This window comes from Gammaproteobacteria bacterium, from assembly GCA_013697705.1.
Lineage (GTDB): Bacteria > Pseudomonadota > Gammaproteobacteria > UBA6002 > UBA6002 > UBA6002.
Genome location: JACCWJ010000019.1, coordinates 1 through 22,484, shown reverse-complemented (window position 1 = coordinate 22,484; position 22,484 = coordinate 1). Strand labels below are relative to the sequence as shown.

At 38.9% G+C, this 22,484-nt stretch carries 25 protein-coding genes; 13 read left to right on the top strand and 12 right to left on the bottom strand.

Annotated elements, in window-relative coordinates:
* Positions 1–75 precede the first annotated feature (75 nt).
* The 3 genes from H0U71_03565 (at position 76) to H0U71_03555 (ending at position 2,120) form a co-directional block, all read left to right on the top strand.
* The gene (locus H0U71_03565) at positions 76–225 is read left to right on the top strand and encodes a hypothetical protein (protein MBA2654131.1); all 150 of its coding nucleotides are present in this window, start codon (positions 76–78) and stop codon (positions 223–225) included.
* 183 nt (positions 226–408) lie between these two features.
* The gene (locus H0U71_03560) at positions 409–555 is read left to right on the top strand and encodes a hypothetical protein (protein ID MBA2654130.1); all 147 of its coding nucleotides are present in this window, start codon (positions 409–411) and stop codon (positions 553–555) included.
* Positions 556–1,148: 593 nt separating this feature from the next.
* On the top strand, positions 1,149–2,120 hold the full coding sequence (locus tag H0U71_03555; protein MBA2654129.1) for an F-box protein: 972 nt from the start codon (positions 1,149–1,151) through the stop codon (positions 2,118–2,120).
* Between the two features lie 90 nt (positions 2,121–2,210).
* On the opposite strand, the gene H0U71_03550 is transcribed toward H0U71_03555, so the two are convergent.
* Positions 2,211–3,977, bottom strand: coding sequence for an ATP-binding cassette domain-containing protein (locus H0U71_03550; protein MBA2654128.1), 1,767 nt, complete (start codon positions 3,975–3,977; stop codon positions 2,211–2,213).
* Between the two features lie 141 nt (positions 3,978–4,118).
* A complete protein-coding gene (locus H0U71_03545; protein MBA2654127.1) occupies positions 4,119–4,547 on the bottom strand; it encodes a VOC family protein in 429 nt (142 codons plus the stop codon).
* Between the two features lie 199 nt (positions 4,548–4,746).
* Between H0U71_03545 and H0U71_03540 the strand changes: the two genes are divergently transcribed.
* A complete protein-coding gene (locus H0U71_03540) occupies positions 4,747–5,286 on the top strand; it encodes a phospholipase D family protein (protein MBA2654126.1) in 540 nt (179 codons plus the stop codon).
* On the opposite strand, the gene H0U71_03535 is transcribed toward H0U71_03540, so the two are convergent.
* The gene (locus tag H0U71_03535; GenBank protein ID MBA2654125.1) at positions 5,287–5,697 is read right to left on the bottom strand and encodes a hypothetical protein; all 411 of its coding nucleotides are present in this window, start codon (positions 5,695–5,697) and stop codon (positions 5,287–5,289) included.
* 205 nt (positions 5,698–5,902) lie between these two features.
* On the opposite strand from H0U71_03535, the gene H0U71_03530 reads away from it, so the two are divergent.
* Genes H0U71_03530 through H0U71_03520 form a run of 3 tightly spaced genes read left to right on the top strand, consistent with a single transcriptional unit; the run spans position 5,903 to position 8,437 of the window.
* Positions 5,903–6,439 carry a DUF2975 domain-containing protein gene (locus tag H0U71_03530; protein ID MBA2654124.1) on the top strand — a complete coding sequence of 179 codons (537 nt, stop codon included), beginning with the start codon at positions 5,903–5,905 and terminating at the stop codon, positions 6,437–6,439.
* Between the two features lie 11 nt (positions 6,440–6,450).
* Positions 6,451–6,660 (top strand): helix-turn-helix transcriptional regulator, encoded by a 210-nt coding sequence (locus H0U71_03525; protein MBA2654123.1) that lies wholly within the window; start codon positions 6,451–6,453, stop codon positions 6,658–6,660.
* A 25-nt stretch (positions 6,661–6,685) separates the two neighbouring features.
* On the top strand, positions 6,686–8,437 hold the full coding sequence (locus H0U71_03520) for a cation:proton antiporter (protein MBA2654122.1): 1,752 nt from the start codon (positions 6,686–6,688) through the stop codon (positions 8,435–8,437).
* Positions 8,438–8,598: 161 nt separating this feature from the next.
* Here H0U71_03520 and H0U71_03515 read toward each other — a convergent pair whose 3' ends face one another.
* The 3 genes from H0U71_03515 to H0U71_03505 form a co-directional block, all read right to left on the bottom strand.
* On the bottom strand, positions 8,599–8,889 hold the full coding sequence (locus H0U71_03515; GenBank protein MBA2654121.1) for a GIY-YIG nuclease family protein: 291 nt from the start codon (positions 8,887–8,889) through the stop codon (positions 8,599–8,601).
* A 515-nt stretch (positions 8,890–9,404) separates the two neighbouring features.
* Positions 9,405–10,148 carry an ABC transporter ATP-binding protein gene (locus H0U71_03510; protein MBA2654120.1) on the bottom strand — a complete coding sequence of 248 codons (744 nt, stop codon included), beginning with the start codon at positions 10,146–10,148 and terminating at the stop codon, positions 9,405–9,407.
* Positions 10,149–10,157: 9 nt separating this feature from the next.
* Entirely contained in the window at positions 10,158–10,949 is a 792-nt protein-coding gene (locus H0U71_03505; protein ID MBA2654119.1) for an ABC transporter permease, read from the bottom strand.
* Positions 10,950–11,175: 226 nt separating this feature from the next.
* Between H0U71_03505 and H0U71_03500 the strand changes: the two genes are divergently transcribed.
* Positions 11,176–12,480 carry a cytochrome P450 gene (locus tag H0U71_03500; GenBank protein MBA2654118.1) on the top strand — a complete coding sequence of 435 codons (1,305 nt, stop codon included), beginning with the start codon at positions 11,176–11,178 and terminating at the stop codon, positions 12,478–12,480.
* Positions 12,477–12,908 carry an acyl-CoA thioesterase gene (locus tag H0U71_03495; GenBank protein MBA2654117.1) on the top strand — a complete coding sequence of 144 codons (432 nt, stop codon included), beginning with the start codon at positions 12,477–12,479 and terminating at the stop codon, positions 12,906–12,908. The genes H0U71_03500 and H0U71_03495 overlap by 4 nt, the downstream gene beginning before the upstream one ends.
* 41 nt (positions 12,909–12,949) lie before the next feature.
* Here the strand turns inward: H0U71_03495 and fabD are convergent, their stop codons facing one another.
* A complete protein-coding gene (gene fabD, locus H0U71_03490) occupies positions 12,950–13,798 on the bottom strand; it encodes an ACP S-malonyltransferase (GenBank protein ID MBA2654116.1) in 849 nt (282 codons plus the stop codon).
* A gap of 191 nt (positions 13,799–13,989) precedes the next feature.
* Between fabD and H0U71_03485 the strand changes: the two genes are divergently transcribed.
* Positions 13,990–14,463 (top strand): cyclic nucleotide-binding domain-containing protein, encoded by a 474-nt coding sequence (locus tag H0U71_03485; GenBank protein ID MBA2654115.1) that lies wholly within the window; start codon positions 13,990–13,992, stop codon positions 14,461–14,463.
* 30 nt (positions 14,464–14,493) lie between these two features.
* Here H0U71_03485 and gstA read toward each other — a convergent pair whose 3' ends face one another.
* The 4 genes from gstA to H0U71_03465 form a co-directional block, all read right to left on the bottom strand.
* A complete protein-coding gene (gene gstA / locus H0U71_03480; protein MBA2654114.1) occupies positions 14,494–15,105 on the bottom strand; it encodes a glutathione transferase GstA in 612 nt (203 codons plus the stop codon).
* Positions 15,102–16,451, bottom strand: coding sequence for a guanine deaminase (guaD, locus tag H0U71_03475; GenBank protein MBA2654113.1), 1,350 nt, complete (start codon positions 16,449–16,451; stop codon positions 15,102–15,104). The genes gstA and guaD overlap by 4 nt, the downstream gene beginning before the upstream one ends.
* A gap of 74 nt (positions 16,452–16,525) precedes the next feature.
* Positions 16,526–17,401 carry an MFS transporter gene (locus H0U71_03470; protein MBA2654112.1) on the bottom strand — a complete coding sequence of 292 codons (876 nt, stop codon included), beginning with the start codon at positions 17,399–17,401 and terminating at the stop codon, positions 16,526–16,528.
* Positions 17,389–17,715: an MFS transporter gene (locus H0U71_03465; protein ID MBA2654111.1), complete on the bottom strand. Its 327-nt coding sequence runs from the start codon at positions 17,713–17,715 to the stop codon at positions 17,389–17,391. Before H0U71_03465 ends, H0U71_03470 begins: the two co-directional genes overlap by 13 nt.
* A 359-nt stretch (positions 17,716–18,074) precedes the next feature.
* Between H0U71_03465 and H0U71_03460 the strand changes: the two genes are divergently transcribed.
* Entirely contained in the window at positions 18,075–19,247 is a 1,173-nt protein-coding gene (locus H0U71_03460; protein ID MBA2654110.1) for a hypothetical protein, read from the top strand.
* A gap of 90 nt (positions 19,248–19,337) precedes the next feature.
* On the opposite strand, the gene H0U71_03455 is transcribed toward H0U71_03460, so the two are convergent.
* The gene (locus H0U71_03455; GenBank protein ID MBA2654109.1) at positions 19,338–20,582 is read right to left on the bottom strand and encodes an aminotransferase class I/II-fold pyridoxal phosphate-dependent enzyme; all 1,245 of its coding nucleotides are present in this window, start codon (positions 20,580–20,582) and stop codon (positions 19,338–19,340) included.
* A 124-nt stretch (positions 20,583–20,706) separates the two neighbouring features.
* Between H0U71_03455 and H0U71_03450 the strand changes: the two genes are divergently transcribed.
* Together H0U71_03450 and H0U71_03445 are read left to right on the top strand one after the other, a co-directional pair.
* Positions 20,707–21,405 carry a glutathione S-transferase N-terminal domain-containing protein gene (locus H0U71_03450; GenBank protein ID MBA2654108.1) on the top strand — a complete coding sequence of 233 codons (699 nt, stop codon included), beginning with the start codon at positions 20,707–20,709 and terminating at the stop codon, positions 21,403–21,405.
* 51 nt (positions 21,406–21,456) lie between these two features.
* Positions 21,457–22,407: a transglycosylase SLT domain-containing protein gene (locus tag H0U71_03445; protein MBA2654107.1), complete on the top strand. Its 951-nt coding sequence runs from the start codon at positions 21,457–21,459 to the stop codon at positions 22,405–22,407.
* Positions 22,408–22,484 lie beyond the last annotated feature (77 nt).

Here is a 22,484-nt window from a genome sequence, read left to right as displayed (position 1 = left end):
GACACTGACGCACGCAAAAATCGAATTATGTTCTACACTTAGGAATGTTTTGTTTAAAAAATGAGGAGAAATGTGATGGAAGTAAGAACACATTCTTATTTAAATAAAGCCTCTATTCTACATATCGATCGGAGAACTGAATTTAAAAGAAAGCTACAGGAGAAAGACAAACCTAAAGCGGAACAAATGAAGAAAAATGTTGTGCGATATGACGAGAAATTTTAATCATGAAAATTTTAAATTGCCTGCATAATCGTATGTCTTTTTTTAGTGTTATAACTCAATCACTTTCATCATTTGATTGCCAAATGATTATAAATTTTTGCAGACCGAGTTGTAATGTCAAAAATCTTTACTATAGTTTACTTGTTTTCTGATAAAAAATTTTATCAACACGGAGGAATCATTATGTCAAGAGATAAACAAGATCAACAACGTCCAGGAAACCCAAACCCAAGCGACCCAAACAAACGTGTTCGTGATGCAGCGCAAGCTCAAAACGCACAAAATGCTCAAGGTCAAGAAAAAGACCAAAAGAAACCATTCAACAAATAATAGTTGAAAAACTGACTCCCCCTATAAGGCGGGGGTCAGTTCTTAAATGACCGTATTATCACACCCCCAGTTCCTTCATCTCAATGATGGGAAATATCTTACACAATGTAGAGCGCTATGCTTATATCTATTTTTTAACATTCAGTTATGATCCCTCAATCCACTGATGGGCGGGGTACATGAAGTACACGTTCTCAGGATGAGGGCCCTTTCATCGTGGATAGCTAACACTCTGATAAAATATTGTTGCAGCGTCTATTATACCTTCTATACTTCACCAAAAACTCATTGTGAAAATCCCCCCTTAAAAATTTTTCTGTCAAGAACTGAATAAGCCCTTGATTAAACTTCGTTTCCTCCAGGCTACAACACTCAAAGTAGCCTGGATGTAGCGTAGCGAAATCCAGGGAAATTCAAGCCTCAAATGTTTGTCAAGGGAGTTTTTGATGCGGTTGCCATGATATCCCGCGTATTTTACGCAGTAATAATAATTCGTTAAGGATAACAAGATAGAGTGTACTTAATCTCGATGAGCTCCAACCAATGAGCTGTCCAGAAACACGAGTCGAAAATATTTTAGTTAAAGGTGCCCTATGAAATTTAATGATGTTGAATTACCCGTCCCTATAGTCCTCCAACTCCTGCAGTATAGTTCTCGTAAAACAATTGGAAATTTATCTCGTGTAAGTAAAGTCTGGGCCCACTTCTTTTCAGATGATTCTATCTGGGAGCAGTTATTAAAAAAATCAGGAGTTAGTAATACGGTAGCATTACAACAGAAAACCTTAGTACCCACTTACAAAGAACTCTATATGATGCTAACTGTAAGAGAATCTTTTTTAAAGATTATTGAGGAAGGCAAATTCGTAGACAACAATAACAATGCTCTAACTACTGAAAATCTTGGCCTTAATCAGGTAACGATACCGCCATACGTTTTCAATATACTAAATAGTTATTTGTACCTCCATGATCCAAATAGATCTAGCGATAAAGAGGAACTAAGCTTCATCCAAGATTTTCATAGGATGAGCGTGACTATTTTTGAATCCCCTGCGCAATACATTGAATCATTGTATTTGAATAACTCGAAATTGCAGCCCATAACTGATGACAGTGGCAGTAATGCTCTATTGCAACAATACATAAATAATAAGTCTCTTCGAAATAATTTGTTAAAAATAAATCAAAATTCACTTTTTGTTTTTGGGTTATTTGAGTGTCTCTCAATGGCAAATGGAAAATTTTTAGGTGGTGTTGGCCCTTTTAATTGTAAATCTTCTTTGATTCAAAATGGGAATAGTCTCTACTTTATTAATCAACAGCAAAAAAGTTTAGCTAATCTAGACAATATTACTGACGAGCTACAAAGCATAAATTTTGAAACCTATTTTATGCTTGAAGTTACGGAAGAAGGGATAGAACTATTAAGATATGGGATAAGCCTCAGTAATGAACTTTACCCAAGCTGTGCTCACCTCTTCGCCACGCCAGCTCATATTGAGTCACTTTACGATCAACAAATGAGCGCGATATTAAGTTCGAAAAAATTTAATCGAAGTTGAGTCAACTACAAACTTTCAAACATTCGGAGGGTGTTACATCCTGAATCTTGATAGATACAAGAATTATCCTGACATCTAGTGAGAGGTGAATTAACGAGATCGCTTATCTAATTCCTCCCAGCGCTGAAAATCTCCTAGCAATTTTTCCTCTATGTCGGCAAGTTCTCGATTCAAGGCAACCACCGTGTCAGGCTGCTCTTTATAAAAATTAGGGTCGGCGAGTTTTTCGTTGATTGTATGTTGTTTTTGTTCTAAGGCTTCAATTTTTGCAGGAAGTTCAGCTAGCTCTTTCGATTCTTTGTAACTTAATTTATTACTAGGTTGTGCAGCTTGAGATTTATTTTTTACTGAGGTTTCTTTAGGGGTATTTGCAACCGTAAATGAGTCGTCATAGCCTCCAACATATTCTTCTATATGCCCCTTTTCTTCAAAGACCAAGATTCCTGTCACAACGTTATTTAAGAATGTTCTGTCATGACTTATGAGCAACACTGTTCCAGGGAAATCTAATAGCATTTCTTCAAGTAGTTCCAGAGTTTCTACATCTAAATCATTGGTAGGTTCGTCCAAGACCAGTACATTGCAGGGCTTTGAAAAGAGTTTTGCTAGCATGACCCGATTACGTTCACCACCGGATAAATTTTTAATGGGGATTCTCGCTTGGGCAGGGGAGAATAAAAAATCTTGCAAATAGCTAATAATGTGTTTTTGTTTGTCACCAATCGTAACAGTGTCTCCGACATCAACAAGCGTTTCTAGGATAGATTTTTCTGGATCGAGTTGCAATCTATGCTGATCAAAATATCCAATAGTAAGCTTAGTGCCATGTTTGACAGAGCCCTCGTCAGGGGCGATCTTGTCCAAGAGTAAATTTATTAGCGTTGATTTTCCTGCGCCATTTGGGCCAATAATACCCACTTTATCTCCCCGCAGAATGAGGGTGGAAAAGTTTTTAACGATAGGCTTATCACCATATGAAAAAGTTAATTTGTTCACCTCAAATACTACTTTCCCGGAGACTTCAACTGCGTTATGGCTTAAATTAACTTTCCCTTGTCGACTGCGCCGCTCTGATCTTTCTTGTCGCATATTTTTTAGCATACGCACACGACCTTCATTACGGGTGCGACGTGCTTTAATTCCTTGTCGAATCCATTGTTCCTCTTGAGCAAGTTTTTTATCAAATAAAGCATTAGCTTTAACTTCGGCGTTTAACAGCGTTTCTTTATGGAGCAAATATTTTTCATAGTCACCCTTCCAGCTAATCAATTTGCCATTATCAATTTCGACGATCTGCGTCGCGAGTTTTTGTAAAAGTGATCTATCATGGGTGACAAAGATGATGGTTTTTTGAAAATTAACTAATAAATTTTCGAGTAAAATGATTTTGCTGATATCTAAATGATTGGTAGGTTCATCGAGCAATAAAACGTCAGGGTCTTGTACTAAGATACTGGCTAATAAAACGAGCCGTTTCATTCCGCCCGACAGACTGTCAAACAGAATGTCGCCATTTAATTGGAGTTTTGAAATGGTTTTAGCGACTATAGAGGTGTCATGCCAATATTCTTCAGCATTTTTTTCTATTGCATCACTGACAATATCATAAACAGTGCCGGGGATCGAAGCCGGAACCGCTTGAGGGAGAAGGGCGATTTTTAATGTTTTGGGATATTCAACCACGCCATGATCCGGAGCGACGTCTCCATGAATGAGTTTGAGTAAGGTTGATTTTCCAGCACCATTACGCCCAATGAGGGTAACGTGTTCACCGGCATCAATGTATAAGTTGGCATCCTCCATCAGAGGTTGACTTGAGAAGCTAAGAGTAATGTTACGTAAACAAATCTGCGTCATAATTTAATTGTAATGATAGTGTGTATTAGTCTTAACAGTTCAGCCTCTGGATGCGAACGTCATATCTGAACGTTCTTGCCAAGTCTTAAATGAGTGCTAAATAGTTGCTTAAAATCTTATATTTTTTATTGCGATTGTTCGTTAATTCATTTGCTTATGAGCAGTTGCAATTACCCAGTAGTATCCATCTAAATCAGACACCACCGCAATTCGGTCACCCCATTGAGTGTCTATAGGTTGCGTTTTAACTTGCGCACCTGCTAACAGTGCTTGATGAAAAATTTTATCCACATCTTCACAATAGAAATAAAGATTCATGGAGGAGGGTAAACCAATATTGTTGGGGGTAGAGGTGGTTTTACCGGGAATGCCTTCTTTACTCAAAATGATAATTTGATCTTTATATTGTAATTCAGCGTGCCAATCACTGTCATCTTCACCACTTGTAGTGCCCTTTATAAAAAAACTAAAGGCTTTACTATAGAAATTAGCGGCAGCACCCACGTCTTTTACAGTTAAATTTGGTACTAACCAAGGCATGCGATTTAGGGGGCGTGGTTCTTCTGTCATGGCATTCTCCTTTATTGAGGGAGAGATTGTATAAGAATCTTTTAGAGTTTGCACTGTTAAAATTATATGAAGGTTGACAGTTAGTTAAGACAGCTCATAATAAATAAATGTAACTACTCGCCGCTAGAAGCCTGCTAGCCAACTAATCACTTTAGGTGCGAGTAGATACAAATAAATAATAATTATAAGAGTCATCAAAATGAAAATTGCTCTCGTTATCGCATTATTTTTCTTTCCGACACTTTCTTTCGCAGATAAATTTTCCAGTGATGCATCTTACAAGATATGCTTTACTCCCGCGCAACATTGTACCGATCTGATCATCTCAACAATAGCGAATGCACAAAATCAAGTGCTGGTCCAAGCTTATTCGTTTACTTCCGCGCCGATTGCCAAAGCGTTAATTCAAGCGCACAAAAGAGGGGTGGAGGTAAAGGTCATCCTTGATAAAAGTCAGTTTAAAACTCGCGGCTTTTCATCCGCTAAATTTTTCACAGATTATCATTTACCCTTGCTGGTAGATTATAAGCCCAGTATTGCCCACAACAAGGTGATGATCATCGATAAAAAAACGGTTATTACGGGGTCATTCAACTTTACGCGTGCTGCAGAAGAGCGAAATGCCGAGAATCTGATCATTATTACGGATGCAGAATTGGCCAAACGCTATGCACATAATTGGGAGTTACGTGCTATTGAATCGAGAGCGCCCGCTACAGGGGGTTCCCCCTTTGAATAATTAGCAATGAGCACAGCTGTGAGGTTGGGTTTGGATCTCCCCATCAATATAATACCATTTGCCTTCGTCTAATCTGAATTCACTAATTTCGTGTAATATCTGCTCAGCACCCTCGACTTTAAAATGGGCGATAAACTCCACCCACCCTTTGTTTTGTTCTGTCATTGATTTCAGTACTTCCAGAGTGCCCCAGCGGGTCTGTAACGCATATTTTTTAGCAGCAGCTCTATCAAAATTGTCAGCAGCGGGTGACTTCATTGTTTCAAGGATATAATCCATATTGCCGAGTGTGTAGGCCGTATACCTCGAACGCATGAGCTCCTCAGGTGTTTCAGGGTGTTGTTTTAATTTAATAAAACGGCCACAACAGGCGAGGTATTTTTTTGTTTTACAACAAGGGCATTTTTCCATAGAGGGTCATCTTTAGTCATTGATTGGATCTGCTCAATATAAAATGAAGCTATGCCGAGTGTCAAATGTCGTAACCTACTTTCATGAGGCTGGCAGCTATGATAGCTTATGGAGATCAATGCAGGACTAATCAAGCGAATGTCAGCAATAATTTATTGACAGACGATAAATAATTAATGCAATATTAAATTTTAGAGGAAGCCTTATGAGCAAAATAAAATCTATAAGCATGAAGTTTAGGATTCTATTCAAACTGGCCTTCATTTTGGTTCCTATTCTGAATTTGTCTATCTGGATTTTTTATAATCAGCTTCCTGCTGAAATCACGGTGACGTTACTCCCCCATGCGCTTAATCTGACGCATATTAATATTAATAGCACCACCATACTATTGGCCTGTCTGGCGAGTATGTTGCAGGTAAGTGTTATCTTTTATGCCCTTAACCAACTTTTAAAATTGTTCAAAAACTATGAACAAGGTGAGATTTTTTCTCTTGCTAACGTGTCTTATTACCGCAAATTAGGCTATTCATTTTTTGCTTGGGTGGTTTGTAGCAAAATAGTAGATGCCTTGATCAGTATAATTTTAACGTTTCAGAACCAAGTTGGGCACCGACAAATTGTCATCAGATTTGGTGCAGCCGACCTTTTGGCGCTTGCTATCGGTGGGTTAGTGATTTTAATTGCATGGATAATGAATGAAGGTCATAAGCTAAATGAAGAGCAAGCTTTAACCATATAGGCGAAAGGAAGATGGGATTGATAGTAAATATTGATGTAATGCTCGCAAAGCGCAAGATGCGCTCCAATCAATTAGCACAACTAATTGGCATCACTGAACAAAATTTGTCAATATTAAAGAATGGCAAAGCGAAAGCCATTCGGTTTTCTACACTCGAGGCGATTTGTAAACATTTAAGCTGTCAACCAGGAGACATACTGGAATTCGCAGGCGAAGAATAAATATGATTTAGTGATAAGGTAATGCATGCATGGGGTAGTCTTTGTACAAGATTTAGCAGTGATTATGCTTATTGCTGCGATTATTACGGTAATATTCCATCGTTTTAATCAACCCGTCGTTCTCGGCTATATTCTGGCCGGCGTTATCATAGGTCCTTACACTCCTCCTTTTATGTTCATTCATGATGAAAAAATTATCAAGATATTGGCCGAGCTCGGTGTTATTTTTTTAATGTTTTCATTGGGACTTGAATTCAATTTACACAAACTGCGTAAAGTAGGCTTAGTAGCATTCATTGCCGCCTTTTCCGAAATCATGTTAATGATTCTGGTGGGCTATGGTATCGGAAGACTTTTCAATTGGTCGCCCACGAATTCACTTTTTTTAGGCGCTATCCTTGCCATTTCCTCCACTACCATTATTGTCAAGGCGCTCGAAGAGCTAGGAATGAAGCAGGAAGAATTTGCCAATCTAATTTTTGGAATTCTGATTATCGAAGATATATTTGCGATTACCATTCTGGCGCTGCTTTCCACCATGGCAACTTCAGGTACGATAGCCGTCAATGATATTTTTTTAGCGTTGATGAAGCTGGCTTCCTTTCTGGTTATCTCGTTAATCGCAGGAATTTTATTAATACCTAAAATACTGGCTTATGTTGCTAATTTTAAAAATAAAGAAATGCTCTTGATTTGCGCTCTGGGGCTTTGTTTTGGATTTTGTTTATTAGTTTCAAAACTAAATTATAGTGTGGCATTGGGAGCATTTTTAATCGGCGCGATCATTGCAGAATCGCATGAACTTGGGGTCATCCAGCGGTTGGTTTTCCCCTTGAAGGATATGTTTAGCGCCATTTTTTTTGTTTCGGTAGGATTATTATTTGATCCACGCGTTCTGGCGACTTGTGCGATTCCAATTCTGGTGATTACTGTCGCAGTAGTGTTGGGAAAAATTATAAGTTGTAGCTTAGGAGCCCTTATTACAGGTAAAGATGGCAGAACTGCTCTGCGTGTTGGTATGAGTCTTGCTCAAATTGGAGAGTTTTCGTTCATTATTGCTACCCTTGGTATTTCACTGAATGTTACTGATAAATTTCTTTATCCGATTGCAGTAGCCGTGTCCGCATTTACCACCTTGCTTACGCCTTATTTGATTAAGCTTTCTGATCCTTTTTCCACTTTTCTGGCTCAGCATATTCCAAGACCCGTGCAAAAAATGTTTCGGCGCTATCGAACTGCCCTACGTTGCTTTACACCCGGTGATGATCGTTTAGGAATGGTCAATCTAATCCGACGCAGTTTGATTATCATACTGATCAATTTTTTAATTGTCATCGCCATTTTCCTTGGGTTTGATGCCATTCCTTCTACTCAGATGGGGGATAGGTTAAAGCATATTCTTGGAGAGAATTTTTTAATCGCCATCATTTGGAATCTAGCATTAATCCTTTCCTTGCCATTTTTAATTGCTATATACAGAAAATTACACGTACTTTGCATGTTATTGGCAGAAGTGATTTTTAGTAACAAACAAAATAATGAGAGATTTTTAAAAATTCGCAGTTTAATTTCCTATATCCTTCCTAGCCTCATTCTTTTTGGCTTTTTATTTTTTCTCTTAGCCATAACTCAAGATCTTTCTATTCCCACCTGGCTTTTGATCTGCGCGCTGATTATTCCAGCACTTTTAATAGTATTCCTTCTTCCTTGGTTTATTAAATTTCATGCCCGATTACAAATGCATTTTAATGAGATAATGAGTAAGAAAAGATTCTAAAAATTGAGAAAAGTAATTTGGAGCTACTGCCTACCCATAAATGTCTGGATCCCGCGGACAAGCCGCGGGACGACGGTTGAGGGGGAAGGGTGATGCAGTCGGTTGCCTTTTTTACTCGCTTCCCGTTATCTGTGGCTCGGTCATCTCGGGCGGGGATCCTGCTAGGCGCTGATTTCACTGTACAAATCACGCCATGTAGGATTGAATTTTTCAATGATATTTATTTTCCACTCTCTACACCAATTCTTTAACCGTCTTTCTCTTCGCGCTGCTTCCATTATTTCTTGATGCGCTTCGTAATACACTAATTGATGAATGTTATATTTTGCTGTAAACCCTGGGGTGAGGTTATTTTTATGTTCCCATACCCTTTTTACTAAATCAGATGTCGATCCCACGTATAAAGTCCCATTACGTCGGTTTGCTAAGATATAAACAAAACTCTCCTTCATAACCTATTTCCTATTTAAATCAGGTTGTTCCTCCCACGCTGCTCAATAGCTAATCTCTTCTCAGTCGAGACCATCTCTTCTCAGTCGAGACCATCTCTTCTCAGTCGTTCCGAGCAGATCTCCTCCTTACGTCGTCCCGCGGCTTGTCCGCGGGATCCAGGTTCTGTTTAGTTCATGCAAGATTTTTAGTGTGATATGGCATGTTTTAACTTTCGAAAAAAAGGTGCTCGATAAAAACAAAGGATAATGTACACAATGTTTCTGGATCCCGCGGACAAGCCGCGGGACGACGTAAGGAGGAGGTTAGCTGAGGCTTGTCCGCGGGATCCAGGTTCTGTTTAGTTCATACAAAATTTTTAGTTTGATATGGCATTATGTTTTAACTTTCGAAAAAAAGGTACTCGATAAAAACAAGGGATAATGTACACAACGTTTCTGGATCCCGGGGAAAAGCCGCGGGACGACGTAAGGAGGAGGTTATACGGTGCAAGAGGAGCGGGGGTAGTAGGCAGGCCCTAATATTGAGCATTATATTTAGCTAATATTTCCTGAGTGGCCCCAAAATCTTTAATGGTGCCGTGTTCTAGCCACAAAACTTTGTTGCAGAATCGTTGTATAATCTCAGAAGAATGGGAAGATAATACTAGGATGTTCGATTTTGCAATAAAATGATCTAAGCGGTTATGGGCTTGTTTCATAAAATTGGCATCGCCCGTTCCTATCACTTCATCTATCAACAAAATGTCGGGAGTAAACGATGTGGACATCCCGAATGCTAGCCGCATGATCATACCGGAAGAATATGTTTTCACCGGGATTGATAAAAAATCCCCTAGTTCAGTAAATTGCTCAATATCCTGAATGGTTTTTTTGGTCTCTTTTTTAGACATGCCCATAATTAAGCCGCGAACTCTTATATTTTCATAGCCACTTGATTCAAATTGCATGCCTACATGTAAATCTAATAAAGAAGATATTTCTCCTTTGACATGAATGCCGCCTTCTTGGGGCTCGTAAATTCCGGCTAAGGTTCGTAGTAAAGTAGATTTGCCAGCGCCGTTATGTCCTATTAATCCTAATTTATCGCCTTTATTTAGTGCAAAGCTGATTTTATCTAAGGCCTTTACTTCAACTTTTTTGTTGTTTTTAGTGAATTGGCCGCCGGTCGCAATATTGACTAGTGTATGTTTGAATGAGCGGGTGCTCGCACCATAAATTGGATATCGTAGTGTCACATTTTCTAAAATAATCTCAGACATAAATTTCCTTTATAACCAAAATGGTATGCGGGTGCGATTGATAGCAAAAATGGGAGCCACAGTTATAATGAGAAAAAGAGAAATAGCTATACAGATTTCCCAAGAACTTAATTGTGGTACTTGCCCCAGAAGAGGTGACCTTACTATATCTAAAAAATAAATTACCGGATTAAATTTTATAAAGAAAGAATTAACATTGAGTGTTTTTGACATCCACGCTATGGGTGTAATAAAGAAAATAATTTGGATGACACTATTTATTACAGGGGGGATATCCCTAAATCGAGTACCAATGAGACCCACTAAAAGTCCTACAAAGGTTAAGTTAAAGGTCAGCAAAATGAATCCAGGGACAAAAAATAAAAAGTTCCAATTGATGGGGGTATCAAAGTAAAAAAGTACCAGAAAGTAAACGAGAAAATTATGAAAGAAGATTATTACATTGCGCCAGATGACCCGATATAAAAAAATTAAGTAAGGTAATCGAATATGGCTAATAAAATTTTTCGAATTATGGAACATCTCGCTGCTGTCAATCAATACGGCAGAAATGTAATTCCACACCAGTAAACCTCCGGTGAGGTAGGGGATATAAATTGCTAAAGGTTCATTCAGAAGGTGACTATAGACAATGCCAATGGCAACGACAAATATTGAGGTGCTCAATGTAATCCAAAAGGGTCCCAACACAGAGCCTTTATACCGTAACTTAATATCCGACCAGCCAAAGTAAAGCCATAACCTGTAATTCTTAAGAGAACTGATAAAGTCTTGGTAGGCAAGGGCCATTTGTTTATTCAAACTGTACCTCTGTATTTTATTTTCACTATCACTCCGTATATTACAGTAGAGTGTTCCGTTATTTAGGTATCATTCTGTGTTAACCCATGGTAAGAAACGCTTTTTCTCTTGTCAATTTCAACAATGTGGGACTCTACTCTCATTTAATGCCTCAGAACTTGCCTCATTTAGCGCTACTGACCACCTAAAGTTTGTGCTATTGGGTATCGCACACTAAAATATAGATATGGAAGAGATAACTCAAATTGACATACCATTAAGAGAGTTGGTGCGAGGTCTAAAGACGGATTACTTCGGCTATCTGCAAGGACTTATCAACACCCATGGCCCTATTTTTTCTTTTCCCCTAAAGCTACATACTGTAGTCATAGTTGAATCTCCCCCTATTATTAATCATATTCTTTCTGAAAATAAAGATAATTATCTTAAAGGGGCTGAGGTAGTAGGGACTTCTTACCACTATTTAAAAGCAGTGTTTGGCGATTCCCTAATTGTTATGGATAACCCCCCTCTATGGACTAAGCACCGTCGCGTGGTTATGCCGAGTCTACAACGTGCTAATTACCCTACCTACGCTGAGACTATTGTGAGTAACTGCTTATCGATGATAGAAAAGTGCCAGCAAGATCTAAAAAAAGGTCCGTCAATTAACATCTCAAGATCAATTACAGTGCTTGCGATGCGGGCACTGTTTAATACCTTATTTCATACGAGCGATTTTGACTATGAAAAGTTAGTCGATGTAACCGATTTGGCGAAGGTGAGTAATCGTGGGTCAACCTTCAAAAAAATGGTGAACCTCTATGATACGCTTATGGAGGATTTCATTCAGCGACGATTAGGGCAAAAAACCCCATCGAATGATTTGCTGGATGCATTTTTGGCTGCATACCATGAGGAGCCCGATCAGGCGCTAGCATTGACTCTGATTCGTAATGAACTTAAGGGTTTCATTCTTGCAGGGCACGAAACCGTAGCCACCTCTTTAACCTGGGCGTTTTACCTCTTAGCTCAAAATCCCGAATGGCAAAATATTATTAATGACGAACATGCTGAGGTGTTAAATGGCCGCCTTCCTCAATATTCTGATTTAGAAAAACTTCCCAAAACGTTAGCGGTTTTTAAAGAGGTGCTCAGATTATATCCGCCAGTCTATACCATTCCACGTGTGGCGGTGGCTGACGATGTTGCCGAAGATCTGCGGATTCCCAAAGGCTCCTATATTATGATCCCGGTATATCATGTTCACCGTGATGCTAAATACTGGCCCGAACCCGAGGTGTTTAATCCGGAGCGTTTTTTGGGAGCAGGGTTATCGGAAGCAGCACAAAAAGCCTATCTTCCCTTTGGGCTAGGCCAAAGATCATGCATTGGTAGAGAGTTTGCGACGATGGAAGCTTGTTTAGTCTTGACTTTAATGTGCTCGCAATTTCAATTTACCTTGCCTAAAAATTTTGTGTTTGAAAAAACGGCAACTAATGTGCTCTGGCCTAAGCAAGCATTAGAACTAATGGTAGTCGAAAGAGTATGAGTTTTAGTAAACATGTGATACCACTGCCTTCGCCTAAGGTCTTCGAAACCCAGATAGGGGTACAGATCTCGGCGATTAACTATGGTAATCACGTCGGCTATGATGCGATGGTAAGTTTATTGCATGAAGCCCAAGTGCAATTTTTAGATCATTATCACTATTCTGAATTTAATATTGCTGGGTGTTATCTTCTTGTTCAGAAAATTGAAGTAATTTATAAAAAAGAAGTCCGCTATAGAGAAATATTGTTATTTACTATGGGGTTAGGAGAGACTTCTAAAGCGCGTCAAGAGCTACTTTTTTCGGTGCAAAACGCTGAGTACCAAGAAGTCTGTCGTGCTCGCATTACCTTGGCCTTTTTAGATCATCACACTAAAACGCTGGTGAGTCCCCCTACCTTTTTTCTAGAGTTAAAAATGGCGGTTTAGCCTTGAGGTAGATCAAGGCTACAACACGATCTTGGAAGAGGCTATTGCCCTTTTTGAATACGTGTAACAAGGCCGGTTAAAACCTTTCCTGGGCCAATTTCTTCAAAATTTTGCACTCCTTGACCACTCAAATATTCTACACTTTGTGTCCATAAGACCGGATGGGTAATTTGTTGGGCAAGAAAAGTAGCTACTTCACTACCGGAGGGATAAGGCTCGGCGTTAATATTTGCAATTACGGGAATGGTTGGGGAAGCAAAAGTGAATCCTTGAAGAAAATTGCTAAATTCTTTGCGTGCTCCTTCCATAGACTGCGAATGAAATGCGCCGCTTACTTTTAGGGGAATAAATAATTTGGCCCCCGCATTCATGAATAAAGGCTGGGAGGCAAGTATGGATTCTTTTGGCCCAGAAATTACCATCTGAGTGTGGGAATTATAATTTGCGATAGTGATATCACTAAGGGAATTACTCGCTAGAATGTCTAAAATAGTTTGGCTTGGCAAACCAATAATGGCCGCCATGCCACCGCCCTGTGCCTTACTCATTAAGTCGCCACGTTTTTGAACCAGTCTTAGTCCGGTTTCAAAATCAAATACGTCTGCTGCGAAAAGGGCATTGTATTCCCCTAAGCTATGGCCCGCTAGAAAGCGCGGTTTTTGGCTTGCTTTTATTTTTTGCAGATACGATAAAGCATTTACGACATAGAGAGCAGGTTGAGTAAAATTAGTCTGGTTAAGTTCCTCGTTAGCATCATCCATGCACAGCTTAGCAATGGAGTAACCTAAAATCTGATCAGCTTTCTGAGTCAGTTCTTCAAATTCTGAAAATAAATCCGCTCCCATCCCACGAGCTTGCGACCCTTGCCCTGGAAAAATATATGCTGCCATGTTAGTTCCTTGTTTTTTTGTTGAAATTCAGCGCAAATCTGAATGTTCTTGCTAAGTTCTAAATCGGTGCTGAATAGTTACCTTAAATGTTACTACTAAAAATTGGAAATGATTATATAATAAAAGAGTTACTCTGGCAGAGTAAATTGGTTTATTTAGCTGCTTGGATTTAATAGTGCATAGGAAGTCACATGTTCGATATTCTCCACACATTATTCGAAGACCCTTCATTTACCTCCCAAGTTAAATGGACCAAAAAAAAGTATAAAGCTCATGATAAGATATTAGAGCAAGATACTCCCCACCCGAATTTTTATCTGATACTGAAAGGAAAGGTAAGGGTAGTAAGGCACGCAGACACCACATCGAAACAACATGTTCAGCCTGGTATCGCCGATTTGAGCCCGCCAGACATTTTCGGTGAATTTGGATTGTTTGATGATTCGCCTGCAAGCGCGGATGTAATCGCTATAACGAGAAGCGAGCTCATTGAAATAGAAATCGTTACATTTCGAGCATTCCTAGATGCCAATCCGAAGATGGGCTATGAAATTTTATCTGATATATTAAAAACGCTCGTTACACGTCTAAGACGTGCTGATAAAACCATTGCTGGTTTGTTTGCATGGGGTATCGAAGCGCATAAAATTGATAAAGAGCTGTGATCACTGTTTAGGTCTACTAAACAATCGCTTCTAGAAAGTCAATCTTTCTTCTTTAAGCGACTTAGCAATAGAGGGCCGCTGTTTCAGCTCGTCAAAGTAGCGTTTTAAATTAGGCCAATCAGTCATTGGAAATTTAAAATTAAGTACCCACGTTAGCATCACAAAAAAGTAGGCATCGGGTAAGGTGAAATGTTCATCATAGATAAACTTTTTATTTTCTAGGTGACTGTCCATGGATTTTAATTTATGGCTAATAATGGGTTTAAAGACTTCATCTTTTATTTCTTGGGGAAGGGCATAGTTAAATAATACCCCAATTCCTTTATGAAAATCAGTTGCAATATAATTCAACCATTCTAGAACGTGATAACGTTTGATATTTCCAGTTTTTGGCAATAATTCGGTAGCATGTGCTTCATCTGCTAGATATTGTTGAATAACTGCATTTTCAGTCAAAATATCGCCGTTATCCAACACTAAGGTGGGAACCGCGCCTTTTAAATTAATCTTGGTAAAGTCTCCACCGTGTTCGGTTTGTTTACTTTTTAAATCTACAGACTCATATTCGCAGGGCAGTCCAATTTCGTTGATAACTATTCTGCAAGTGAGTGAACATGAACCTCGTGTATAATATAGTTTCATAAATATTCCTTATGCGGATTTCGAATGTAAGCAGGCGTTCCTGCTATATAAGTCGCTTTAATATTTATTTCTGATCCCAGGGTCATTAATATGAATAATAAATCAAAAATATTGTCTATGGTTGCTTTGCGATATTTTAAAAGTGGCGAAGCATCGGGATCAATTACTATAAAATCTGCTTCCTTGCCAGGGGTTAATGTTCCTATTTTATCATTAATCTGTAAAGCACGTGCTGAGCCGAGTGTGGCAAGATACCATCGAACCATGCTGGGTAATTTTGTACTATTTAACATCGCTACTTTATAGGCGTCATCTAGCACTCTTAGCATACATAAAGAATTTCCAGCGCCCCAATCTGTGCCAAGGGTTATTTTGTCCGTATATTTTTTTGCTCGGGCAAAATCGAACAAGCCACTGCCTAGAAAATTATTACTAAGTGGACACCAAGACATGATCGCACCTGATTTCTTAAACAGTTCCAATTCCGCTTCTTGCGTATGAATACAATGCCCAAAGATGCTTCTTTCAGTGACCAGACCAAAGTGATCATAAACATCTAAATAATTTTTACTCCACGGATATTTCTGTTTTGTTTCGGCAACTTCAGATTCGTTTTCATCTAAATGTGTTTGTATATAGCAATCAGGATACTCTTTATAAAGACTGGCACACAACTCTAATAACTCGTCAGTGCACGAGAGGGCAAATCGAGGACTAATGCAGTAAGATAATCGATTTTTATTATGCCACTTTGCAATGAGTTGCTTACAATTGTCGTAGTTTTCTTGAGTGGTAAGTCTTAGCGAATCCGGGGAATTAGTATCCATTAAGACATTTCCGGTTATAAAGCGCATGTTACGTTTGTTCAGCTCGTCAAAAAAAATATCCGTGGCATTAAGAAACAGGGGGCCATATGAGACGGCGGTAGTAGTGCCGTTTCGAATCAGTTGATCTAGAAAAAAACCTAAGTGTTCTTTTGCATATACTTCATCTACAAAGCGGCTTTCGCCTGAGAAAACATAATCTTGCAGCCATTGCAAAAGCTTTTCACCGTAGGCAGCGACTATGCCACTCTGAGTAGCGTGTTGATGAGTGTCAATAAAGCCTGGAGTAATTAGTTTATTTTTATAGTTAATAATTTCAATATGCGATAATTCGTCTTTGAGATCTTCGTAGCTACCGATTTTATAAATTTTACTGCCTTCTACAATGACCACTCCGTTTTCAATATAAGTATAGTGTGCATCCTTTTCTGATGAAGAAGGTTTGACCGTGGATAGATTTGCAAGGGTGGCTGTTTCCTTGAAAGAAAAAATCTGACCTTGGTAGGCTATCTTATCACTCATTTTTGATACTCCCTTCTGAATGCAGATTATAAACTATAGTAGGCAGGCGAATAATATACCACTGAGCGATTTTCTTAGGTAGAGTAAGTATCCTTAATAAAATAAATTAAGAGCAGGGAAAATATTACAAGGAAGGGGAAGATCCAAAGATAAGTGAAAAAATCTCTAGAGGTGGTCGTAATAAATAAGTAAGGAATGAATAGCATTATGCTATTTAACGCAAAAACAATCGTGTTGAGCATACTCAGAGCGACACCCCTAATTGCATTGTTAGCCATCTCACTTACCATGGTATAAAAAAGCATTGATCCTGAGAGCAGAAATCCAATTAAGAATGAAATGACTTTGATAATAATTAAATTATTAATATCGAAATGAGGTAAATAAATCCCTGCCAACAGTGCCATGGTCCCCAGGGCTAATGTGGTATGCACGATCATTGTGCGTGAATGAACGAGATTAGATAGCCAGCCCAAAACCGGTGTTCCAGAACCAATACCTGCAAAGATTAATGCGCTAATAATAACGGCTTGTAATTCAGCTACCGAATAATATGCCTGAATCTTCATGTACCACAGCCCTGCATAGGCTAGTAAAACGCCAAAAGAAGTTGCTGCGGCAAGGGAGCAAAGCCACATTTGTTTGTTGTGTAGGACCAAGTTAAGCGATTGTTTAAGGGAAATTACGCCTCTTTCTTTCTCTGGAGGGGATGTTATGAACAACCATGATAAAATCAGTAAGATAAAGCCAAATAAAGCCAGACCGAGATAGATTTCATTCCAACTGTATCTGGTCAATGCAATAGCAAAAAAGTAGTGGATCACCCCTGCAGAAAAACAAGATATGGTTTGAGTTAAGCCAAAATAGATGGGGAATTTTCTTTTGGGAAACCATTGTGCGATAAGCACTGCTGCCGCCACAAATGCAAATGAAGCGCCTACTCCCTGCATAAAGTTGATAAGCTAAAACTCACTAAATTAGAGGAAAATGATAGTAAGACATTGCCCGAAGCCAGTAATAATATGCCTAAACTCACGCCCCATTTGGGATTATATTTATCGAGCAAATAACCCGCGGGAATTTGCATCAATGCAAAACCTAGAATAAAAGACCCAGTAGCTAATGAAGCGCCAATATTACTCGCGTGTAGTGTCTGCTTTATTGCTCCAAAAAAAACTGCGGACGCGGTGTTTAAACAAAATGAATACACTACAAACAATGTTGCAATAAACCAAGTTATCAGTGCGTTAGATTTTTTTTGCATACCTTCCTCGAACGCCTGGGAGAAGTGCGATATAACCTCAACACTTCAATGCGATTTTAACTGTCATCTTACTTCGAATTTAGAACCATCCACAATCGTAAAAACTCGAAATAGTATAGGCTAATCCTGCATTTTTGCTCCCTTATCCTCAGCCTGTCCCGCGAAGCAGTTTTTTGGCGTCGTCCGCGACTCGATCGCGGGATTCAAGTGGCGTAATCTAACAGTTAAAATCTCCATCTTGAGAACATCCCTAGGCTGCTATACTAGCTATATAGACCCAATTAAGTTTGTTAGTCTGGACTAAGCTGCAAATTTTGTCAGATGTGTGAGATGAATCAATTATTCAACAAGGAAGTGTTATGAAAAAATATTTGAGCATGATGCTCGCGTTAGGCTTCGTTTATACCGTGTGGGGTCCAGTACACGCTGCCACTCCAACCACTTCCTCTAATTCCAAAGTGGTAGCGACAGAAAATACAAAAATTAAACAGTTCTTAGAGAATGAATCTAAAAATTTAACCGCTGATTTTCCCTACCGTATTCATCTTTTTGCAGCAGGACAAACAGACAAAAATACAGCAGGGGTAAGGATCGCAGAGACTGCAAAACAACTATTTTCTGATACCGCTGGCTTACTTTTCTATTATCAACTTTATAATCATGCCATGCGTGTGCCGCATTGGCATGCTAATGCAACTGAAGTTGGAACCGTGCTAAGCGGCAAGATGAGAGTCACCATTTGGGAGGGCACAGGTCAAGCCAAGGTATTTACGGTAGAAAAATATGGCACCTGGATGATACCGCAAGCAGCTGTACATTCGTTAGAAAATGTCGGAGAGGGCGAGTTAACATTCTTTGTTGCTTATAATAATCCAAATGCTGCAGACAGAGACTTTGCTACAGCGTGGGCTTCTTTACCCGATAGTTTGTTAGAAAAAACACTTGGACTAACTCCTCAAGAAATTGGGACAGTTAAAAAAACAATGATTAATCGATTAAGTAAATATGATCCAGCTGCTGCGGTTGAAAATGCGGATGTTACTAGCCCATTTTCAAATAATTTTACTGCTGTAAAACCACTGTTTAATAGTGATTTAGGCTCGATTAAACGTATAGATGGGACGACTAATCCCGCCATGCAAGCTATGGCGTTACAGCAAACGATTCTCAAACCCTCTACCTTACGTGTGCCTCATTGGTATACTTCTGGGGATGCATTATTGTTTATTCATAAAGGGAATGCATTTTTCACTATGATGGATAGCGGTGGTAAAATTTATAATTCTTTACTGAAAGAAGGCGATTTAATTTTTATTCCAGTTGGTACATTTCATTCTTATTTAAATATTGGAAAAGATAATCTCGAAGTTTATGAGGCGTTTAATACAGCAAAAGGATTATCAGAAATAACATTGCTTAATGGGGCGCAGCATTTTAGTGCTGGGACGTTAGCTGGTGCGACTGGCTTAAGTAAGGAGTCTGCACAAAAGGTTATAAGCAACCCCTCAACAGGTTATATAATTCCATTTTAAATTACCAGGCCTCTACCCTCAGGGTGGAGGCCTGTTCTTATATTTTAATTTATTGATAATCTTGTTAAGTGGTAAATGAGTGCTGAATTGTTACACTTTTAAAGTGCTTAAAATTTCTTTGATAACTTCACATGTGTATTTTATTTCTTCTTCAGTATGCAGGCAGGTAACAAAAAATCGGACTCGTGCCGTCCCTTTTTTTACTCCTGGAAAAAAAATGGGAGCCGCTAAAATGCCCCTTTTAAATAATTCATGACTTAAACGAATGGCATTCAATTCGGTTCTTACCATAACGGGTATAATCGGTGTGTTCTCGCTTGTAAGCGTGTTGGCACCTATTTGTTTTAATGTCGATAATAATTGTTGTGATCGTTGTTGTAAGCGTTCGATTCTCTGCGGTTCATCTTCTAATAGATGTATTGCCTCAAGTGCGGCAGCCGCATTTGCGGGCGACATTCCCGCGCTAAACATAAAACCTCCGCAGGTATATTTCAAATAGCGGATAAGATTATGCGTGCCGGCAATATAGCCACCGCAGCTACCAAAAGATTTGCTCAAGGTACCCATCCAAATATCCACATCCGCGGGATTTATATCAAAATATTCCCTTATTCCTAGACCATGTTTGCCAATGACACCCATTGAATGTGCTTCATCTACCATGAGAAAGGCAAAATATTTTTTCTTTAGTGCGATGAGCTTTGGTACGTCACTGATGTCACCGTCCATGCTGAATACACCTTCTGTCAAAATAAGTACTCGCTCATAGTCGTTACGTTTTTTCTTCAGAATTCTTTCTAACGCTTCGTAATCGTTATGCGGAAATAAAACATGTTTTGCGCGCGAAAAAAGTGTCCCCTGCCACAAACTATTATGAATCAAAGCGTCGTGAATGACCAAATCGTCAGGCCCCACAATCGACGTTATTACCGAGACATTAGTCGCATGTCCCGCTGAAAATACTAAACTATTTTCCACGCCTAAAAGTTTGGCGATGGTTAACTCTAACTCACGGTGCAGGGGTTTTTCACCTGAAACAATACGGCTAGCAGATACAGAGCTCCCATATTCTTCAACTGCTTTGATTGTTGCTTTAGTTACGCGGGGATCGCCAGACATTCCTATATAATTGTATCCACAATAATTAATATATTCTTTATCTTCGATAATAATTTTATTAGTCGAAATACCTTTGGTAACCATAAAATAAATATCGTCTGCGCCTACGCGATGCAACATGGCTAATGCGCGATGCAATTTAATATAGCTTGGTAGCGTTTCTATTTTTGAGAACGCTTGTAATTTCTTGTCATCTTTGTTTGAGTTTATAGCCATACTTATCCGAAGTAATAGGTATGTACTAATTATAGTTTTTTGCTGTTTTTATTTTGTATTTGCAGCTTTTTTATTCGCAATAGGTTATGGTAAAAAAATAACGCTAATGACAGAGGAAGGGATTATGATTGATCTTTATTATTGGCCTACTACAAACGGGCACAAAATCACACTCTTTCTTGAAGAGTCAGAATTAGAATACCAAGTTATACCAATTAATATTGGTGCTGGTGATCAATTTAAACCAGAATTTTTAGCCATTTCCCCCAATAATAAAATTCCTGCGATTATTGACCATTCCCCTTCAGATGGCGCCCCCATTGCTCTATTTGAATCTGGGGCTATTTTGCTTTATTTAGCAGATAAAATAGGCAAATTTATCCCTAAAGACGAGCGTGGGCGTTATGAAACCATTATGTGGCTTTTTTGGCAGGTGGGAGGATTAGGGCCTATGGCCGGTCAAAATCATCATTTTATGCAATACGCTGTCGAAAAAATTCCCTATGCTATTGAGCGATATATTAAAGAAACGTCACGACTTTATGCTGTGCTTGATAAGCAATTGGAAAATAAAGAATTTATTACCGGGGAATATTCTATTGCTGATATGGCCTGTTATCCCTGGATCGTTCCCCATGAAAAACAGATGCAAAATTTAAACGATTTTCCACATCTGCAACGTTGGTTTAATTTAGTCGCCGCGCGACCCGCCGTTAAACGTGCCTATGCCTTAAAAGACTCCATTAATCCGGGATCCACCATGACCGACCAAGCCAAAAAAATTCTTTTTGGCCAAGATTCAAATTTAATACGAAAAAAGTGAGTAAATTTTAAGGGGGTTATCAAATTAGATTTTTTGTTGTACAATGCGCCCATGCAATTATTAAATTTTACTAAAAGCTTACAGCTTCTTGTGTTAATTGTTTGTCTTCTCGTTTTTTGGGAGGCCACGAGTAATACTATTGTTGATCCTCTATCCAAGCCGCATTCAGCTACTCAACAAATCGAAGTCAAAAGAAAAAATCTTGCCTCTGATGATCTGTGGCGCAATATTGTAGGTGGTTTCAAAATTGACCATCGTGAAGAATCACAGCAAGTAAAATTAGAAATTAAGCGACTTTTGGCTGATGAAGGCAAACTTTACAGCATACTGAAGGCTTCAGCGCCTTACATTTATTTTATCCACCAGCAATCAAAGGCGAAAGGTTTACCCTCAGAGCTTGCCCTTATTCCCGTTATTGAAAGCGAATATAATCCTAACGGTCTATCAAAAAAAGGAGCGAGTGGCCTGTGGCAATTAATGACAGGTACCGCACATGAATTGGGCGTTAAAGTAAAATCAGGATACGATGGTCGACGCAATGTAGTCGCTTCGACAAAAGCCGCTCTTGCATACTTTAAAGATTTGGGTATCAATTTTAAAGATAATTGGTACTTAGCCATTGCAGCTTATAATTGTGGTCAAGGTAGAGTTGAATCTGTAGAGCGACGCACCGGGAGCCACAATTTTTGGAATTTACCACTGCCAAAAGAAACAAAATATTACGTGCCTCGATTATTAGCCGTTGCAGCCATTATTGAAAATCCTGAAAAATATGGAATTAAATTACCGCATATTGATAATCATCCCTATTTTGCTGAAGTGAAAGTTAAGAAATCAGTCAATTTAAAACAAGTTGCTAAAATGTCGGGCATCAGTATTCAGGCCTTAAAAAAATTAAACCCAGATTACAAAAATGATACCGTCATCAAAAAAAATCTTTCAAGCTTATTGGTGCCAATTGAAAAAGTAGCGATAGTGAAATCGACTATTCAAACTATCTAATCCGCGCCCAAACCCTCCACGTCGTCCCGCGATTTATTCGCGGGATCCAGATCCGATGCTGGATCCCGCGAATAAAT

Excerpts from the sequence above, each read along its gene's own strand:
- H0U71_03465 (MBA2654111.1), bottom strand. The coding sequence starts at position 17,715 with ATGCAAAAAAAATCTAACGCACTGATAACTTGGTTTATTGCAACATTG.
- gstA (MBA2654114.1), bottom strand. The coding sequence starts at position 15,105 with ATGAAACTATATTATACACGAGGTTCATGTTCACTCACTTGCAGAATA.
- H0U71_03445 (MBA2654107.1), top strand. The coding sequence starts at position 21,457 with ATGCAATTATTAAATTTTACTAAAAGCTTACAGCTTCTTGTGTTAATT.
- H0U71_03460 (MBA2654110.1), top strand. The coding sequence starts at position 18,075 with ATGAAAAAATATTTGAGCATGATGCTCGCGTTAGGCTTCGTTTATACC.
- H0U71_03535 (MBA2654125.1), bottom strand. The coding sequence starts at position 5,697 with ATGGAAAAATGCCCTTGTTGTAAAACAAAAAAATACCTCGCCTGTTGT.
- H0U71_03450 (MBA2654108.1), top strand. The coding sequence starts at position 20,707 with ATGATTGATCTTTATTATTGGCCTACTACAAACGGGCACAAAATCACA.
- H0U71_03520 (MBA2654122.1), top strand. The coding sequence starts at position 6,686 with ATGCATGGGGTAGTCTTTGTACAAGATTTAGCAGTGATTATGCTTATT.
- H0U71_03565 (MBA2654131.1), top strand. The coding sequence starts at position 76 with ATGGAAGTAAGAACACATTCTTATTTAAATAAAGCCTCTATTCTACAT.
- H0U71_03560 (MBA2654130.1), top strand. The coding sequence starts at position 409 with ATGTCAAGAGATAAACAAGATCAACAACGTCCAGGAAACCCAAACCCA.
- H0U71_03470 (MBA2654112.1), bottom strand. The coding sequence starts at position 17,401 with ATGCAGGGAGTAGGCGCTTCATTTGCATTTGTGGCGGCAGCAGTGCTT.
- H0U71_03485 (MBA2654115.1), top strand. The coding sequence starts at position 13,990 with ATGTTCGATATTCTCCACACATTATTCGAAGACCCTTCATTTACCTCC.
- H0U71_03555 (MBA2654129.1), top strand. The coding sequence starts at position 1,149 with ATGAAATTTAATGATGTTGAATTACCCGTCCCTATAGTCCTCCAACTC.
- guaD (MBA2654113.1), bottom strand. The coding sequence starts at position 16,451 with ATGAGTGATAAGATAGCCTACCAAGGTCAGATTTTTTCTTTCAAGGAA.
- H0U71_03530 (MBA2654124.1), top strand. The coding sequence starts at position 5,903 with ATGAGCAAAATAAAATCTATAAGCATGAAGTTTAGGATTCTATTCAAA.
- H0U71_03525 (MBA2654123.1), top strand. The coding sequence starts at position 6,451 with ATGGGATTGATAGTAAATATTGATGTAATGCTCGCAAAGCGCAAGATG.
- H0U71_03500 (MBA2654118.1), top strand. The coding sequence starts at position 11,176 with ATGGAAGAGATAACTCAAATTGACATACCATTAAGAGAGTTGGTGCGA.
- H0U71_03510 (MBA2654120.1), bottom strand. The coding sequence starts at position 10,148 with ATGTCTGAGATTATTTTAGAAAATGTGACACTACGATATCCAATTTAT.
- H0U71_03515 (MBA2654121.1), bottom strand. The coding sequence starts at position 8,889 with ATGAAGGAGAGTTTTGTTTATATCTTAGCAAACCGACGTAATGGGACT.
- H0U71_03545 (MBA2654127.1), bottom strand. The coding sequence starts at position 4,547 with ATGACAGAAGAACCACGCCCCCTAAATCGCATGCCTTGGTTAGTACCA.
- H0U71_03455 (MBA2654109.1), bottom strand. The coding sequence starts at position 20,582 with ATGGCTATAAACTCAAACAAAGATGACAAGAAATTACAAGCGTTCTCA.
- H0U71_03495 (MBA2654117.1), top strand. The coding sequence starts at position 12,477 with ATGAGTTTTAGTAAACATGTGATACCACTGCCTTCGCCTAAGGTCTTC.
- H0U71_03540 (MBA2654126.1), top strand. The coding sequence starts at position 4,747 with ATGAAAATTGCTCTCGTTATCGCATTATTTTTCTTTCCGACACTTTCT.
- fabD (MBA2654116.1), bottom strand. The coding sequence starts at position 13,798 with ATGGCAGCATATATTTTTCCAGGGCAAGGGTCGCAAGCTCGTGGGATG.
- H0U71_03550 (MBA2654128.1), bottom strand. The coding sequence starts at position 3,977 with ATGACGCAGATTTGTTTACGTAACATTACTCTTAGCTTCTCAAGTCAA.